General features: G+C 45.6%; 15 protein-coding genes. 12 read left to right on the forward strand and 3 right to left on the reverse strand.

All coding sequences use genetic code 11. The annotated features are described in order from the left end of the window. Positions 1-181: 181 nt before the first annotated feature. Positions 182-574, reverse strand: a complete 393-nt coding sequence (locus tag M4I42_RS09120; RefSeq protein WP_268851881.1) for a GntR family transcriptional regulator — start codon at positions 572-574, stop codon at positions 182-184. An 88-nt stretch (positions 575-662) separates the two neighbouring features. On the opposite strand from M4I42_RS09120, the gene M4I42_RS09125 reads away from it, so the two are divergent. The 4 genes from M4I42_RS09125 to M4I42_RS09140 all read left to right on the forward strand — a co-directional run bounded on the left by M4I42_RS09125 (position 663) and on the right by M4I42_RS09140 (position 4,786). Next, entirely contained in the window at positions 663-1,571 is a 909-nt protein-coding gene (locus tag M4I42_RS09125; RefSeq protein WP_268851882.1) for a DMT family transporter, read from the forward strand. A gap of 30 nt (positions 1,572-1,601) precedes the next feature. After that, the gene (locus M4I42_RS09130; RefSeq protein ID WP_268851883.1) at positions 1,602-2,162 is read left to right on the forward strand and encodes a sugar O-acetyltransferase; all 561 of its coding nucleotides are present in this window, start codon (positions 1,602-1,604) and stop codon (positions 2,160-2,162) included. 309 nt (positions 2,163-2,471) lie between these two features. Further along, on the forward strand, positions 2,472-3,911 hold the full coding sequence (locus tag M4I42_RS09135; protein ID WP_268851884.1) for an aldehyde dehydrogenase family protein: 1,440 nt from the start codon (positions 2,472-2,474) through the stop codon (positions 3,909-3,911). Positions 3,912-4,021: 110 nt separating this feature from the next. Then, complete coding sequence (locus M4I42_RS09140; RefSeq protein ID WP_268851885.1) at positions 4,022-4,786, forward strand: enoyl-CoA hydratase; 765 nt, start codon at positions 4,022-4,024, stop codon at positions 4,784-4,786. Positions 4,787-4,822: 36 nt separating this feature from the next. On the opposite strand, the gene M4I42_RS09145 is transcribed toward M4I42_RS09140, so the two are convergent. Then, positions 4,823-5,389, reverse strand: a complete 567-nt coding sequence (locus M4I42_RS09145; protein WP_268851886.1) for a Uma2 family endonuclease — start codon at positions 5,387-5,389, stop codon at positions 4,823-4,825. Positions 5,390-5,696: 307 nt separating this feature from the next. Here M4I42_RS09145 and M4I42_RS09150 point away from each other — a divergent pair, with 307 nt between their 5' ends. The 6 genes from M4I42_RS09150 to M4I42_RS09175 all read left to right on the forward strand — a co-directional run bounded on the left by M4I42_RS09150 (position 5,697) and on the right by M4I42_RS09175 (position 13,146). Beyond that, on the forward strand, positions 5,697-6,713 hold the full coding sequence (locus tag M4I42_RS09150; protein WP_268851887.1) for a LacI family DNA-binding transcriptional regulator: 1,017 nt from the start codon (positions 5,697-5,699) through the stop codon (positions 6,711-6,713). Between the two features lie 17 nt (positions 6,714-6,730). Beyond that, positions 6,731-8,275 (forward strand): gluconokinase, encoded by a 1,545-nt coding sequence (gene gntK / locus M4I42_RS09155; protein WP_268851888.1) that lies wholly within the window; start codon positions 6,731-6,733, stop codon positions 8,273-8,275. Between the two features lie 154 nt (positions 8,276-8,429). Then, positions 8,430-9,779 carry a GntP family permease gene (locus M4I42_RS09160; RefSeq protein WP_268851889.1) on the forward strand — a complete coding sequence of 450 codons (1,350 nt, stop codon included), beginning with the start codon at positions 8,430-8,432 and terminating at the stop codon, positions 9,777-9,779. 303 nt (positions 9,780-10,082) lie between these two features. After that, entirely contained in the window at positions 10,083-11,078 is a 996-nt protein-coding gene (locus M4I42_RS09165) for a Gfo/Idh/MocA family protein (protein ID WP_268851890.1), read from the forward strand. Between the two features lie 29 nt (positions 11,079-11,107). After that, positions 11,108-12,160: an aldose epimerase family protein gene (locus M4I42_RS09170; protein ID WP_268851891.1), complete on the forward strand. Its 1,053-nt coding sequence runs from the start codon at positions 11,108-11,110 to the stop codon at positions 12,158-12,160. Between the two features lie 2 nt (positions 12,161-12,162). Continuing rightward, positions 12,163-13,146 carry an aldo/keto reductase gene (locus tag M4I42_RS09175; RefSeq protein WP_268851892.1) on the forward strand — a complete coding sequence of 328 codons (984 nt, stop codon included), beginning with the start codon at positions 12,163-12,165 and terminating at the stop codon, positions 13,144-13,146. Between the two features lie 28 nt (positions 13,147-13,174). Here M4I42_RS09175 and M4I42_RS09180 read toward each other — a convergent pair whose 3' ends face one another. Continuing rightward, complete coding sequence (locus M4I42_RS09180) at positions 13,175-14,353, reverse strand: ROK family protein (protein ID WP_442864096.1); 1,179 nt, start codon at positions 14,351-14,353, stop codon at positions 13,175-13,177. 162 nt (positions 14,354-14,515) lie between these two features. Here M4I42_RS09180 and xylA point away from each other — a divergent pair, with 162 nt between their 5' ends. Next, positions 14,516-15,841: a xylose isomerase gene (gene xylA, locus M4I42_RS09185; protein ID WP_268851894.1), complete on the forward strand. Its 1,326-nt coding sequence runs from the start codon at positions 14,516-14,518 to the stop codon at positions 15,839-15,841. A 16-nt stretch (positions 15,842-15,857) separates the two neighbouring features. After that, positions 15,858-17,354: a xylulokinase gene (gene xylB, locus M4I42_RS09190; protein ID WP_268851895.1), complete on the forward strand. Its 1,497-nt coding sequence runs from the start codon at positions 15,858-15,860 to the stop codon at positions 17,352-17,354. The last annotated feature ends 26 nt before the right edge of the window (positions 17,355-17,380 follow it).

Genomic DNA, 17,380 nt, shown 5'->3' on the forward strand with positions numbered 1-17,380 from the left:
CGCATCGTTTTTTGAAGAAGTTGTTCTTGTTCAGATGTCGGTAAAATTTTAATTTTTGCTGTTAAAGTCAATTTCATGTCCTCACCACCTTTCACTAATTTTATTTTATATTTTTTTAGCGAAAAATAAACAAAAAAAACGCATTCCTCCCCATGCTTGAAAGCAGGGGTTTCCTGCGTGATTAATCATGAAAAAGTTCTCCATGAAAACAAGCAGTAGCTAAGTTATAGCGAATGTTTCGTAACGGTTGAGAAATTGCGAGTGATTGCGCCCGCGGCACGTAGTCAGGAACTAGCATTTGCCATTTCGTGTCAAGAGAAGTAGAAGCGCTGGAAGCTCGCTGCCTCACAAAAATTCCTTTCCCTTGAAAACTTTCGACATATCCTTTTTGTTGCAGCTGTTGATACGCTTTTTGCACCGTCACTAACGCCACTCCCAGCTCTTTTGCCAACTTTCGGACAGAAGGGAGCTGTTCGCCTTCTTTTAACATATTGGAAGAAATCCGGTCGATAAAATATTGGCATATTTGTTCGTGCACCGGAACGTGCGAATAGCGTTTTAAAGGAATGTTCATACTTCCACCTACTGTTATAGAAAGAGTTTTACTGTTATACAGCTATTATAGCATGCTATACGTAAAATAACAGAAAAAGGTGATGGAAATGGTTTTGTTGGGGTATTTTGCGATGTGCCTTATTTTTGGGACGACGTTTTTAGCGATTAAAATCGGCTTGCAAGCAGGGTGGACTCCGTATTTTTCTGCCGGTTTCCGCTTTTTTCTCGCCGGCTTTCTCGTCATTGTCTACGGAATGGTGACGAAACAATTTTCTTTTCCAACGAAAAAGCAACTTGTGCCGTTTTTATTGACGGGGTTATGTATGACAGGTATGACATTTGGGACACTGTATTGGGCAGAGCAATACATTCCATCTAGTTTTGCCGCATTGTTATCAGCGACAGGACCGCTTTTTGTCACGTTGCTTCATGCAAAAGTTGAAAAAAGTAAAATGACGAGCGTACAGTTTGTTGGACTTGGTTTAGGTTTTCTAGGGATTGTTTTGCTCACCTTCCCATCGCTTTCGGTGCAGTTTCACCTCGTTTGGCTGCTTGCTTGCGCGGTTGTTATTATCGGGGAAAGTTTTTATGCCTTTGCCACCGTTTATTCTAAAAGAGTATTAAAACAAGGCGTTTCGTCGCTGATGCTAAACGGCTATCAAATGTTGGTTGGTGGGTTGGCGCTGCTTGTCGCTTCTTTTTTTGCCGAGAAGCCCAATCTTTCCGCAGTAAACGGCAGCGGCTGGCTTTCGCTATTGTATTTAGTCATGATCGGCTCCGTTGTTGGGCACGGGTTGTACTATTGGCTACTCCAAAAAACAAACCCTTCGTTCCCAGCGACATGGCTATACGTTTCCCCGTTCCTCTCACTCGTCCTTGACATCGTTGTCCAAGGAGAAAAAATCCATCTCCTCTCCATGCTCGGTGGCATCGTCATTTTAACAGGCGTGTATGTGATGAACCAGCACATCGTCCGTAGCGCTTTTTCGAAAAAAGGGAAGGGTGTGGTATACTGATGGAAAACGTTGCAAAAGGAGAGCGGGGGCATGAAGAGCGAAAAAGAAAAAATGATAAACGGGGAACTGTATTGCGCGGCGGATCCGCAGTTAGCCCAAGAGCGAGAACGGGCGAGAAAGCTTACTCGTTTATATAATCAGACGCTCGAAACAGAATATGAGAAACGAGTAAGATTGTTAAAAGAATTGTTCGGTTCAACTGGAAACAACGTGTATGTTGAACCGAACTTCCGCTGCGACTACGGGTACAACATTCACGTCGGGGAAAATTTTTATATGAATTTTGATTGCGTGATTTTAGACGTGTGTGAAGTACGAATCGGCGATAACTGCCTAGTTGGCCCTGGTGTGCACATCTATACAGCGACACATCCGCTACATCCGCAGGAAAGAAACACAGGACTAGAATACGGGAAACCGGTTCGCATCGGGCATAACGTATGGATTGGCGGAAGAGCGGTAATCAATCCTGGGGTGAACATCGGCGATAATGTTGTCATCGCCTCTGGCGCCGTTGTCACAAAAGACGTACCAAACAACGTCGTCGTTGGCGGAAACCCAGCCAAAATCATCAAGCGAATAGAAAATTAACCTTCTGCCCCTCATCATCTGATGGGGGGCTTTAGTAATTTCGTTGATGCGTACATATTAACGATAAATACGTCCTGCCAATCATCGTAACAACATGAAAGGAAATAATTTAGGGGGAAGGAATTCGTTACGTGATGGGAGAAATGGCATCTTCATCGTCAGTTCGCCGTATCAAGGTACGAAATAAGAGTTGTCTAGTCGCTGTTGAACTAGGGAGTTAGTGATATAGTGAAGGATTTTTTCAGAAAAAACAGAATAAAAGTGAAAGAGTAGTTTAGGAATAATGCTTACGAAAGGAAGGAAAACAGGATGCATACAACAACCGAAAAAAAGAAACTGTATATTAACGGCGAATGGGTAGAAGCGGAGGCGTATTCGGAGCTGTTGTCGCCGTATTCTGGCGAAGTGTTGGCGGAGATTCCGCTAGCGACAGAGCGTGATGTCAAGCGGGCGATTGCGGCTGCGTATGAAGCGCGGCGGACGATGGCAAAGATGCCGGCACACGAACGTGCAGCGATTTTAGAGCGAGTCGTTTCGCTATTGCAACAGCGGGCGGAAGAAGCGGCTACGATCATCGCGAAAGAAGCCGCAAAACCAATCACGACCGCCAAAGGGGAAGTAGCGCGCACGATTCAAACGTACAAATTTGCCGCGGAAGAAGCGAAACGGATTCACGGGGAAACAATTCCGCTTGATGCTGCGCCAGGCGGAGAACATCGCGTCGCCTTTACGGTGAGAGAGCCGATTGGGGTGATCGGAGCGATTACGCCGTTTAATTTTCCATTGAACTTAGTGGCACATAAGCTAGGTCCTGCGATTGCCTCTGGAAATACGGTCGTATTGAAACCAGCGAGCCAAACGCCGCTTTCTGCCTACTTTATTGCCGAATTGTTTGAACAGTCAGGGTTGCCAAAAGGAGCACTCAATGTCGTGACCGGAAGCGGAAAAACGGTCGGCGACCAAATTGTTACCGATCCACGCATTAGCATGGTAACCTTTACCGGAAGCCCAGAAGTAGGGATTGGCATCCGCAACAAGGCTGGGTTAAAGCGCGTGACGCTAGAGTTAGGGTCAAACTCAGCGGTCATTATCGATGAACAAGTCGATGTCGAGCGAATCATTCCGCGGTGCGTCGTCGGCGCTTTCTCTTTCCAAGGGCAAGTGTGCATTTCATTGCAACGTATTTACGTGCATGAAAAACGGTATAAAGAATTTGTTGAAAAGTTTATTGCGGCGGTGAAGCAGTTGAACGTCGGCGACCCGCTTGATCCGAGCACAGACGTTTCCGCACTTATTTCTGCCAAAGACGTCGAGCGTTCGCTAGATTGGATCGAAGAAGCGAAACAAGGCGGCGCTACTGTTGCAGTTGGTGGAGAGAGACAAGGAAATATTTTGTTACCAACGGTCATTTTAGATGCGGCGCCAACGATGAAAGTATCGTGCCAAGAAGTATTTGCGCCAATTGTGTTAATTAATCAAGTGCCTTCCGTCGACGAAGCGATTGAGCTTGTCAACGATTCGCGCTACGGGCTGCAAGCAGGCATATATACCGACAATGTTCATACGGCGTGGGAAGCGGCGGAGAAACTGCATGTTGGCGGGGTGCTTATTAACGATATCCCAACATTCCGCGTCGATCATATGCCGTATGGCGGCGTGAAAGAAAGCGGATTTGGCCGCGAAGGAATTCGCTACGCGATCGAAGAAATGACGGAGTTAAAGCTGATCATTTTCAACCGGAATCGCTAACAAATTCGCCCGTGCCACTTGAAGTGGTGCGGTTTTTTATATTAAAAAAAGGATTTTCGCCAATCGTGCGGAATAAAGTAAAAGGAAATCGGTGAAACAGGGGGAGAACAATGGAAACGGTAGTACTTTCATTTTCAGGGAATGTCGCAGTATTAGAGTTGAACCGTCCGGATTCGTTAAATGCGATGGACGTGCAAATGTTGAATGAATTGGTCGAAGCACTTCGCCAAGTCAAACAAAGCGATGCACAGCTTCTTCTTATTCGTGGGAGAGGAAGGGGATTTTCCGCTGGAGGCGATATTAAAACGATGCTTCGCGTCGAAGATGAAGGAGCGTTTCATGACGTGATGAACACGATCCAGCAGCTCATTACGACATTGTATGAGCTGCCGAAAATTGTTGTCGCAGCGATTCATGGACCAGCGGCAGGATTAGGGTTAAGTTTTGCGTTGGCAAGCGACTATGTCATCGCGACAAAAGATGCGCGCTTAGCGATGAATTTTATCGGCATCGGGCTTGTTCCAGATGGTGGGGGGCATTTCTTTTTAGCGAAGCGCATCGGCGAAGTAAAAGCGAAACATCTCATTTGGGAAGGAAAGCCGATGAGCGCGATGGAGGCATATGATTTAGGCATCGTCGATTTCGTCGCGGAAAACGAAGAACAAATCGAGCAAAAACTAGCAGAATGGCAAGCAAAACCGCTACAAGCGATGATTGCGACGAAAACGCTGTATGCCAAAACGACAAAAGACGAATTGCTGCACGTCCTTCAGCTTGAAACCGACGCCCAGCAAAAAATGCGGAAAACAACCGACCATCGTGAAGGTGTCCAAGCATTTTTAGAAAAACGAAAACCGAATTTTATCGGAAAATAAGAACGAACGGCTCTTGTTCAGACGACAAGAGCCGTTTTAGCTCCATGCAAACAATGGTGCTAACGGGATGGATAATTCTTTAAATTGTGCCGAGTGCAACGTATCTTGTTGTCCGTACGTTGCGATTCGTTGGTACGTTCCTTCTTGCAAATAGTATACGTGAACCATTTGATTGGCAGCATCAACAATCCAGTACTCACGAACTCCGTGGCGCTGATAAGCATAAAATTTTTCGTTATCGTCTTTTAAGGCAGTGGATGGTGACAATACTTCGACAACAAGTGCCGGTGCTCCGTAGCCCCCCTTTTTTCTAATCTGTTTTTTGTCGCAAATGATGGCAATATCGGGATGGACAATATCATCAGGAGCTTCCTCATCGTCTTTTTGACCAAGGAATACATCAAACGGAGCGACAAACACAAAACATTGTTTGTTTTGAAAAAAACGACGCAAGGAAAAATACAATTCTCCTACGACAAACTGATGCTCAGAAGACGGGACCGGCGTCATATCGTACGCTTTTCCGTTAATGAGCTCCCAACGCCCTTCCCACGTTTCCCAATCAGCATACGAATAGTTTTTGCCTTGCTCAGGAGTAGCCACTGTCCCACCTCCCTTGAATATGGCTTATCTATAGATTAACAGAAGAACAAAAGAAATCAACAGAAGGGTGAGCAGTTCGTGGGTTGTCTATACCTATGTTAATAAGCCCCTCGGCGACGCGACAAGCATAGGGGCATTATAAAAGCGATGGATTTTAGCTCCTGTTGAGATATAGTATTCTAACATAGTGAAAAACTTAAATAAAAAATATTGCACATCTTTTCCATCTCATTTATAATAACACTAAACCGGTTTATGAAAACGTTTTCTAAACTAAATCGATTTAGTAAAAGAGAGAGGGATCCCGTTGAAAAAAGTGACGATGGCCGATGTCGCGAAATTGGCCAACGTTTCCAAAAGTACAGTTTCGCAATATTTGAACAAACGCTACGAATATATGAGCGAGGAAACAAGAAAACGCATCGCTCAAGCGATTGAGGAACTTGGTTATCAGCCGAATGTAATCGCCCGCAGTTTAAAGCAAAAAACGACGGCCACCATTGGTGTAATTGTGTTTAATATGCTGCATATGTTGACGACGCAAGTGTTGCATGCCATTGAAGAGGAATGCCAGAAGCGCGGGTTCCATGTTATTATCTGCAACTCGGACGATGACCCAGAAAAGGAAAAAAAATATGTCAACATGCTTCTGGCTAAACAAGTGGACGGACTAATTGTTTTTCCGACAGGGAAAAACGAAGAGGTGTACCGTCCTCTTGTAGAGGAGCGCTTTCCCCTTGTCTTTGTTGACCGGATGGTGCCGGGGGTGGAAGTGGATAGCGTATTGTTAGACAATTTTAAGGCGGCAGAAATGGCTGTTGATTATTTAGCATCACACGGCTATGACCGTATCGCTATTGTCATTCCACCGCTCGTTGCTTATAACGTACCGCGGATGGAGCGGTTTGAAGGGTTTCGCATAGCAATGGAAAAAAGAGGGTTTGTTGTCGATGAAAACAACATCATTGCCGTTACCCCTGCTTTGCTACCTGAAGAGCTGAAAAAGCGGTTTGCCAAGCCTGAACGACCAAATGCTCTATTTGCCATTAACGACTTGGCTTTGATGGGTGTTCTTCGCTTTGTGAAAGAAACTGATATTCGCGTGCCCGAAGACTTAGCGATAATCAACATTGATGATGTGCCGTTTGCTGATATTTATACTCCAATGTTGACGACGATTGCCCAGCCGACATTTTCCATGGGGAAAAAAGCAACCGAACAGTTGTTTGTGCAAATTGAGCAGAAGCGGAAAGAGAAGCCGCGTGTGTTTCGTTTCTCTCCGATACTGAAGGAACGGACATCGATTAGACGAAAGGATAAATGACGAAGGGAGGAGAAACGATGGTGATTCAAGAGAAAGTCGTCATTGGAGTGGACATCGGAACGACGAGTACAAAAGCAGTCGTTTTTAGCGAACAAGGTCGGGTGTTAGCCTCCCATGCCGTCGATTATTCCATGATTCAGCCGTATCCGGGATGGGCAGAGCAAGATCCGGAAGAGTTGTTTGCAGCGGTCATTCAAGCGGTGGGAGGAGTGACAGTTCGCTATGCCATCCGTCCAGAACAAGTAAAAGCACTAGGATTTAGTGCAGCCATGCACTCGGTGATGGCAATTGATAAAGATGGGAAACCTCTTACTAATCTCATCATCTGGGCTGACAATCGAAGCGTTTCTCAAGCAGAAAGGGTGCTCAAGGAACAAAGAGGGATTGATATTTACCGGCGGACGGGAACACCAATTCACCCAATGTCGCCGCTAGTAAAATTGCTGTGGCTGAAAGAAGAGCAGCCGGACATATTTCGAAATGCTAGACGCTTTGTTTCGGTAAAAGATTACGTGCTTTATCGCCTGTATGGAGAATACGTCACCGATCATTCGCTTGCTTCGGCTACCGGTTTGTTTCGTCTTAGTACACTCGATTGGGATGAGGACGTCCTATCTTTCCTTGGAATTGGCCGCGAACATTTGCCTCGCCTTGTGTCAGCAACGCACATTTTGCAAGGAATGAAAAAAGAATGGGCAGAAAAAATGGGCGTAGCTCCTAGTGTGCCGGTCATTATTGGAGCAAGTGATGGCGTGCTTGCCAACATCGGTGTTGGGGCGGTGCTCCCGGGAGAGGCAGCTATTACGATCGGAACAAGTGGAGCAGTACGAACCATTGCCGCAAAGCCAACGACGGATGAAAAAGGTAGGACGTTTTGTTATGCATTAACTCCGGGGTATTGGGTCGTCGGTGGACCAACGAATAACGGTGGTATTTTGCTTCGCTGGCTGCGTGATGAATTCGGTGCGCAAGAACGAGAAGTGGCGAAAAAGCTCGGCGTGGATCCATATGATTTATTGACGAAATACGCCGAACGCGTACCGCCGGGGGCAGAAGGACTTTTGTTTTTACCATTTTTATCGGGAGAACGCGCACCATATTGGAATGCAAATGCCCGCGGGACGTTTTTCGGTCTTAGTCTCCATCACAAACGCGAACATTTCATCCGCGCGGTGATGGAAGGCGTCTGCTTTAGCATTTTATCAGTAGCACTTGCTATTCGCGATGTGACTGGACCAATGGAGGAGATCCGTGTTTCAGGTGGGTTTGCTAAATCGCCGTTTTGGCGGCAAATACTCTCTGATATGCTCGGAAAACCGCTCATTGTGCCGCAAACGCACGAAGCATCTGCATTAGGAGCTGCTGCTGTAGCGCTTCATGCTTTAGGTGAGTTGCCGTCGTTGGGGATGGTAAAAACATGGATTGATACAACGGCTTGTCATGAACCAAACGAAGCCCATACACGCATTTATGCTGAACTATTTGACTTGTATGTGCGTTTGTATGAGCGGTTAAAAGAGGAGTTTGATATGATTGCAGCATTTCAACGTCGAAATGGATAAAAATCTTTATCAACTAAACCGATTTAGTACCCCACTAAAGAATACTAAATCGATTTAGATAATTTCGTAGTTTCTTAGTGGAAGGCGGCAAGCATTTGTGATGGTGAGAAATTTAATTTAGTTATTTTGCGCAAAAACAAAGGGGGAACAAGGAATGGGGATTGCCATTGTTGTTGTTGCTATTATGGTGCTATTGCTACTAATTACTGTAGTGAAAATGCATCCGTTTGTCGCGCTCATTTTAATTTCTGTTGGTGTCGGTTTAGCGATGGGGATGCCGCTTATTGCCCCATCACCAGAAACACCGGGTATTATTGATTCGATTAAGGCTGGGTTAGGCAATACGCTTGGTTTTTTGGCGATTGTGTTGGCACTCGGAACGATGCTCGGAAAAATGATGGCGGAGTCCGGCGGAGCTGAACGAATTGCCAAAACGCTAATTGCTCGCTTTGGTCAAAAACGTGTTCATTGGGCAATGATGGTCGTTGCTTTTTTGGTTGGGATTCCGGTGTTTTTCCAAGTAGGGTTTGTATTGCTTATCCCTCTCGTCTTTACGATCGCGATGGAAACAGGTATTTCGCTCGTTACAATTGGGATTCCGCTTGTCGCTGGCTTATCGGTCGTGCACGGTCTCGTTCCGCCGCATCCAGCAGCGATGGCAGCGGTTGGCATTTTTAAAGCAGACGTTGGAAAGACGATTCTTTATTCGCTTATCGTTGGCCTGCCGACGGCGGTTATTGCTGGACCATTGTATGGAAAATGGATTGGTGCGCGCATGTACAAAAAGGTGCCGGCGGAAATCGCTGAACAGCTCGTACAGCATAAAGAAACAAGAGAACTCCCAGGATTCGGGAACACGCTATTTACGATTTTGCTTCCGGTCATTTTAATGCTTATCTCTTCGATTGCCAACGTTACGCTCGATCAAACATTAGAAACAGCGAAAGTATTACGTTTTATCGGTGACCCAATTGTCGCACTACTCCTTGCCACGATTTATTCGTTCTTTAGCCTAGGATATTCCCGAGGGTTTAACCGTGACAACGTGCTAAAATTTGCAAACGACTGCCTTGGTCCAGTCGCAAACATCTTACTTGTTATCGGGGCAGGAGGAGCGTTCAATAAAGTGCTTCTTGACTCTGGTATCGGCCAACAAATTGCTGAGGCAGCGAAACATTCCCATCTATCCCCGCTTTTATTAGGATGGGGGATTGCAGCTCTCATTCGCGTCGCAACTGGTTCAGCTACTGTTTCGATGATGACTGCCGCTGGTATCGTCGCGCCAATCGCTGCTACTATGTCAGGTACAAATATGGAGCTGCTCGTGTTGGCGACCGGTGCTGGCTCGCTGATTTTGTCGCACGTCAACGACTCCGGCTTCTGGATGATTAAAGAATATTTTGGCATGACGGTCAAAGAAACACTTATGACTTGGACCGTGATGGAAACGATTATTTCAGTGGTAGCTTTTATTTTCATCTCATTGTTAAACATTATTCTCTAACAAACAACACCCGCCCCGTCTCACTTATGGGCGGGATTCTCGTTTTAATTAGTTTCGTGGCAATGACTCCTCTCGAATCGGAACGCTGTCCATGGTTACAAAAGCAACGATTGAACGAGGTTGGCTTGCTTTTCTAACAACGTTATTAGAAAAAAGCAATCACTAAAGTTAGTTCGTTTTTTGGACAAACTAACTAAAAATTGCTATAATCATTGTGAAGAAAGCGTTGGAAAATTCAAAAAGGGTAGGGGCTGGTCTTGTTGTTTAGATCAGCCTCTACCTATTGAAAAAGGAGTGGGAAATGTGGGAAAGAACGTGCGCTGGGGAATTTTAAGCACGGCGGCTATTGCTAGAAACGAGCTGATTCCAGCGATTCAGCGTGCAGAAAACGCCGAAGTCGCAGCAATCGCAAGCGGTAGCAGGAAGGCGCATGAAGTAGCGCAGCAGTTCGGAATACCAACAGCTTATAACAATTATGAAGACTTGCTTGCCGATCCTAACATTGATGCTGTATATATTCCGCTTCCGAACCATATGCACATGGAATGGACGGTGAAAGCAGCGAAACAGAAAAAGCATATTCTTTGCGAAAAGCCAGCAGCTTTATGCGAAGAAGATGTTCGAAAAATGGTCGAGGCTTGCCAAGAAAACGGGGTCATTTGGATGGAAGCGTTTATGTACCAGTTTCACCCGCAGCACAACCGAGTAAAAGAAATCATTGCTTCTGGAGAAATCGGAACAGTAAAAAGCATGCGGTCAAGTTTTTCTTTTTACCTTGCTGAGCGGGAGAATAATATTCGAATGGAGGCGGCGTTTGGCGGTGGGAGTTTACTAGATGTGGGCTGCTATTGTGTGCATTCCATTCGCTATTTACTAGAAACGGAGCCAGTTGCTTTATCCGTTCATTCTACGTACGATGACCGTTACGGGGTGGATATAATAACAAGCGGGTGGATGTTATTGGAAAATGGTGTCCATGCTTTATTTGACTGCAGTTTCGATATGTTTGCCCGTAACGAGTATGAAATTATCGGAACGAAGGGAAAAATTACTGTTCCGCGGGCGTACCGTCCGGACGTGCAACAAGGCAACGGCTTAATCATCATCCAAGCAGGCGACGGAAACACGCGGGAAGAAGTAGTGAACGGCGACCAATACCGTCTACAGGTGGAGCACTTCTCGCAATGCATCATCGATGGGACAACGCCAAGCTATTCACCTGACGCAATCATTCGGCAAGCAAAAGTATTAGAGGCATGCCGCACGTCAGCGAGTATCGGAAAAGTCGTTGAACTATAAGCAGCACACAAAGGAAGGAAGGGGTAGGGATGAAAATTGTCCAAGAACAATGGACGGAAGTGGACGGCCGTCCGATTATCGCTTATACCTTTACGAACGATAACGGCATCGAAGTGACGTGTATCAATTATGGGTGTATTATTACGAAAATAGTAACTCCTGATAAACATGGAAACTATGAAAATATTGTGCTAGCATTCGATGATTTTTCTTCCTATTTGACCAACAGCCCGTATCTCGGGGCGATCATCGGAAGAGTGGCGGGAAGGATAAAAAATGCCTCTTTTGAATTAAACGGCAACACGTACACACTCGATAAAAACGAAAACGGCAACCATTTACATGGTGGCAAAAAAGGGTTTCATCATGCCATTTGGCAAGGAGCGGGATTTTCTAGAAAAGATGAAGTCGGTGTCCAATTTTCGTATATGAGTATTGATGGAGAAGAAGGATATCCTGGGAACGTCGACGTTCACGTCACGTACACATTAAATAATCAAAACGAACTAACGATTTCCTACCGTGCCACTTCTGACAAAGATACGCCAATAACGTTAACGAACCATACGTATTTTAATTTAAGTGGCAACGTAAAAAGCGATATTTTGCAACATCAGCTAAAAATAAAAAGCGACCGATTTTTGGAATTGGATCACGAATTTCTTCCGACTGGTGCACTGCTTGATGTGACGGGCACTCCGTTTGATTTGCGCGAAGGAAAAACGATACAAGAAGGCGTGGAAGCAACCCATCCGCAAATCGCCTTAGTCGGGCAAGGATACGATCATCCGTTTTTGTTAAATACCCATCATGACGAAGAAATTTTGTTGTTCGAACCGGAAAGCGGACGAACATTAATAGTAGAAACAGATGAACCAGGGGTGGTCGTGTATACGGGCAATCAGCTTCCGAGTGAAATAAAAGTAAACGGGGCACCCGCGCGAAAATATTTAGGCATTTGTTTAGAAACACAAGCATTGCCGGATGCAGTGCATCATTCACACTTTCCTTCCTGCATTTTGCGAGCAGGAGAAGTGTATTCATCAGTTACGAAATATACGTTTTGTGTGCAGGAGGGGTAAAGATGAACTATCGTCGTTTAGGAAATACAGAATTAGAAGTGAGTGAAATAAGTTTTGGGACGTGGGCGATTGGCGGTTCTTGGGGACATACGGACGACAGTGAAGCGTTGAAAGGATTGCAGCGGGCGATTGATGCGGGTGTCAATTTTTTTGACACCGCAGATGTGTATGGCAACGGTCATAGCGAAGAGCTTTTGGCAAAAGCGACAAAAGGAAAAGAAGACGACATTTATATCGCTACGAAATTTTGCCGCGCGGGGGACATTCATGATTTTCGCACATACTCCGAGGAAAAAGTGCGGGAATATTGCGAAGGAAGTTTAAAGCGATTGCAGCGCGAGCGCATTGATTTATACCAAATTCACTGTCCACCGTTTGAAGTGTTAAAAGATGGACGAGTGTTTGAAGTGTTGGATAAACTGCAACAAGAAGGAAAGATTCGCTATTATGGCGTGAGTGTCGAAACGGTCGAAGAAGGTCTGTTTTGTTTAACGAATCCGAACGTAAAAGCGCTGCAAGTCATCTTTAACATTTTCCGGCAAAAACCGTTAGAACAGCTGCTTCCGCAAGCAAAAGCACAAGGGGTAGGAATTTTGGCACGTCTGCCGCTTGCTAGTGGGTTATTGACAGGGAAATTTAAAAAGGACACAACGTTTGCGGAAAATGACCACCGCCATTTTAACCGAGACGGGCAACACTTCAACGTTGGCGAAACGTTCGCTGGGCTTGAGTTTCAAAAAGGCGTGGAGTTGAGCGAACAGCTAACGTGGATTGCTAACGGCAGAGGCAATATGACAAGAGCCGCATTGCGGTGGATTTTAGACTATGACGAAGTGACGTGCGTCATTCCGGGATTCAAAACTGTAAAACAAGTCGAAGACAACTTGCAGGCGCTTCATGTTCCGTCGTTTAGCGAAGAAGAAAAGGAACGGTTAACAGCGTTTTATCAAAATGAAGTCCATCCGTTCATTCGCGGGGCGTATTAAAAGGCATCCAGCTCGTTTGGATGCCTTTTTACAGAAACACTTCTACCTTTTCTCCTTTTTTCAAGAAATCTTCGATAACAAAAAAGGAGATGCCTAATGCGGTGGAGTAAATCGAGCGTTTAGAAAATTGGATAACGACGTTTGCGCGATGAAACGGCAACGTACGCTCGTCGATGACTTGTTGGATGGCAGGGAACAGCCATTGTTTGGCCATCGACAAGCGGTTGCCGATGATGACTTGCTCTGGATTAAACGTATTGATTAAATTATTAATTCCAATGCCTAAATAGCGGCCGATGCGCCCGAATAATGCGCGCACGTCTTCGTGTCCTTTTTCCGCCAATTGTAATAGCTCTTCCAACGATACATCATGGCTAAGAAGCGGCTTTGCTTCCTCTAATAGCGCTTTTTCAGAAGCGTATAATTCCCAGCAGCCGCGATTTCCACAGCCGCACATTGGGCCGTCGACTTCGATCGTCATATGGCCGCTTTCCCCAGAAAATCCGCTCGTTCCTCTATACAGTTCTCCGTTCAAAATTAAACCGACGCCAATGCCGATGCCGGCACTTACGTAAATGATGTTGCGAAAATCTTGTCCTGCGCCGCCACGTTTTTCCCCATATGCCCCAGCGTTTGCTTCGTTATCGATGATGACAGGGACGTGGAACGTTGCCTCGATATCTTGTTTTAGCGAGATGTTTTTCCACCCTAAATTCGGCGCAAACAATAGCGCTCCTTCTTTATCAACAATACCAGGAACGCCAATACCGATGCCGATTAAGCCATAACGGCTGTCTGGCATCTGTTCTATTAAATAAGAAATAGTTTCTTTTATATGCGTCCGCACAGAAGAATAGCTTTTGTCATGAAACGTCATTTGCTTTTCAACGACGATATTTCCTTGCAGATCGGTTAACACGCCAAGAATATAATGAACCCCTAAATCAATACCGATGGAATAGCCAGCTTTTTCGTTAAATAACAATAAAACAGGCCGCCTGCCGCCGCTCGATTCCCCTTGCCCGATTTCGTACACAAGCTCTTCGTCAAGCAACTCTTTCACTAACGAAGAAACCGTCCCTTTATTTAATCCGGATCGCTGTGCCACATCCGCCCGCGACAAAGGTCCTTGGCTTTTCACCATCTCAAGCACAAGCGCCTTATTAATTTTTTTAATCAAATGAGGATTCCCAGTTATTTTTGTCACATACATCACCCTGTTTATCAATGTATCATAACCAATCAAAGAAATCTATCGGTTTTGTGGCAAAAAAACAAACTTTGTTTATCTAATAGACAAACAAATAAAAAGACGGTATACTAATAGCAGAAGTTCGATCTCACGAAAAATGACGAGGAGGATGTTAGGATGGCGTATTTTGAAAACGTTGACAAAGTGGTGTATGAAGGTCCGGCGTCGAAAAACCCGCTTGCGTTTAAGTTTTATAACCCAGAAGAAAAAGTCGGGGATAAAACGATGAAAGAGCATTTGCGCTTTTCGGTGGCGTATTGGCATACGTTCGTTGGGGATGGAGCAGACCCGTTTGGGGTTGGTACGGCGATTCGCCCATGGAATCGATACAGCGGAATGGACTTAGCAAAAGCGCGTGTCGAGGCGGCGTTTGAACTGTTTGAAAAATTAAATATCCCGTTTTTCTGCTTCCATGATGTCGATATCGCCCCAGAAGGAGCGACGTTAAAAGAAACATACCAAAACTTAGATACGATTGTCGATATGATCGAAGAATATATGAAAACAAGCAAAACGAAGTTGCTTTGGAATACGGCAAACTTGTTCACCCATCCACGCTTTGTGCATGGTGCGGCGACTTCTTGCAACGCGGATGTGTTTGCGTACGCAGCGGCAAAAGTAAAAAAAGGATTAGAAATCGCCAAACGGCTTGGGGCGGAAAACTACGTATTTTGGGGCGGCCGCGAAGGGTACGAAACGCTATTAAATACAGACATGAAGCTCGAATTAGATAATTTAGCCCGCTTTTTACACATGGCGGTTGACTATGCGAAAGAAATTGGTTTTGACGGACAATTTTTAATCGAGCCAAAGCCGAAAGAACCGACAAAACATCAATATGACTTCGACGTCGCAACCGCGTTAGCGTTTTTACAGACGTACGGATTAAAAGATTATTTCAAATTCAACATTGAAGCAAACCATGCGACATTGGCTGGCCATACGTTTGAACACGAACTTCGCGTCGCGCGCATTCACGGAATGCTCGGTTCGGTCGATGCGAACCAAGGCGACACGCTGCTTGGCTGGGATACAGACGAATTCCCAACAGACTTGTACTCTACTACGCTTGCAATGTATGAAATTTTACAAAACGGCGGGCTTGGTAAAGGCGGATTGAACTTTGATGCAAAAGTAAGACGCGGTTCGTTTGAACCAGAAGACTTGTTCTACGCTCATATTGCGGGCATGGATAGCTTTGCGATCGGCTTGAAAGTGGCGCATCGGTTAATCGAAGACCGCGTATTCGAGTCAGTCATTGAAGAACGATACAAAAGCTATACCGAAGGAATCGGTCGCGATATTGTCGAAGGAACGGCGAATTTCCGTACGTTAGAGGCGTATGCGCTGCAACTTGGCGATATTCGCAACCAATCCGGGCGGCAAGAGCGGTTGAAAACGTTGCTTAACCAATATTTACTTGACGTTTGTGCCAGTCGGTAAGAAATGAGGGATACACTTGGAACACGTCATCGGCATCGATATCGGAACAAGCGCGGTTAAAGTGCTGCTTGTCGATTGGACAGGAAAAGTAAAAGCAGAAAGCACAGAACCGTATCCATTGTATCAGCCGCACTCTGGATATAGCGAGCAAAACCCAGAAGATTGGGTAGAAAAAACGGTTATTGCATTACGAAAAGTGTTAGCAACCGCAAACATCGATCCGCAGACGGTTGTCGGGCTAAGTTTTTCTGGGCAAATGCACGGCTTAGTATTATTAACGGAAACGAATGAAGTTGTACGACCAGCCATTCTTTGGAACGACACTAGGACGACGGAACAATGTCGGGAGATTGAAGCACGTATAGGAAAAGAAAAGTTATTAGCCATTACGAAAAACGAAGCGTTAGAAGGGTTTACACTACCGAAATTATTATGGGTAAAAAAGCACGAGCCGCATCTTTACAAACAGGCTCATACGTTTTTGTTGCCGAAAGACTATGTGCGGCTGCGGTTCACCGGTCATGTCGCGATGGAATATTCCGATGCGGCAGGAACGTTGCTTCTTGATATCGAAAAAAAAGCGTGGAGTGAAGAACTTTGCCAATCGCTTAATATCGATATCCAATGCCCGCCATTAGTTGAATCGACCGAATGTGTCGGAACGTTGCTTCCGGAAATTGCGGAGAAAACAGGGCTTCCTACAAGCGTCAAAGTATTTGCCGGCGGGGCAGATAACGCATGCGGCGCAGTCGGTGCGGGAATTTTAGAAGAAGGGCAAACGATGTGCAGCATCGGAACGTCTGGGGTTGTCCTTGCGTTTGAGCAAACAGGAGAAAAAGATTTTGCTGGAAAAGTGCATTATTTTAACCACGCCAAACCGAATTCGTACTATATTATGGGCGTTACATTGGCTGCGGGATATAGCTTTGACTGGTTCAAACGCACGTTTTTGCCGGAAATTCCTTTTTCGGAGATTGTGAAACACGCGGCTAAGTCGCCTATTGGCGCGAACGGATTATTGTTTACGCCGTACATCGTCGGTGAGCGGACGCCTCATGCGGATGCGGATATACGCGCTTCATTTATCGGAGTCGATGCGGCACATACTACATCGGATTTTGCCCGTGCGGTGTTAGAAGGAATTACGTTTTCCTTAAATGAATCCGTCGAAATCATTAAAGCAAGCGGAAAACGAATCGATGCGGTCGTATCGATTGGCGGTGGGGCAAAAAGTATCGAGTGGCTGCAAATGCAAGCAGATATATTTGCGACACCGATTGAAAAGTTGAAACAAGAACAAGGCCCAAGCATGGGAGCGGCAATGATTGCCGCATACGGCTGCGGCTGGTTTTCCTCTTTAGAGCAATGCGCCCGTGCGTTTAAAGAAGTAGAACAAGTAGTTGAGCCAAATCCAGCAGCAGTAGAGCGCTACCGCGAACTGTTTGCATTGTATCGTGACATTTATCCACAAACAAAAGAAATAACGAAAAAACTAAAAACGTTCCGTCCATAACACGTGCCGGCAACATGCCGGCGCGT

This window comes from Anoxybacillus sp. J5B_2022 (assembly GCF_026847645.1).
Classification (GTDB): Bacteria; Bacillota; Bacilli; order Bacillales; family Anoxybacillaceae; genus Anoxybacteroides.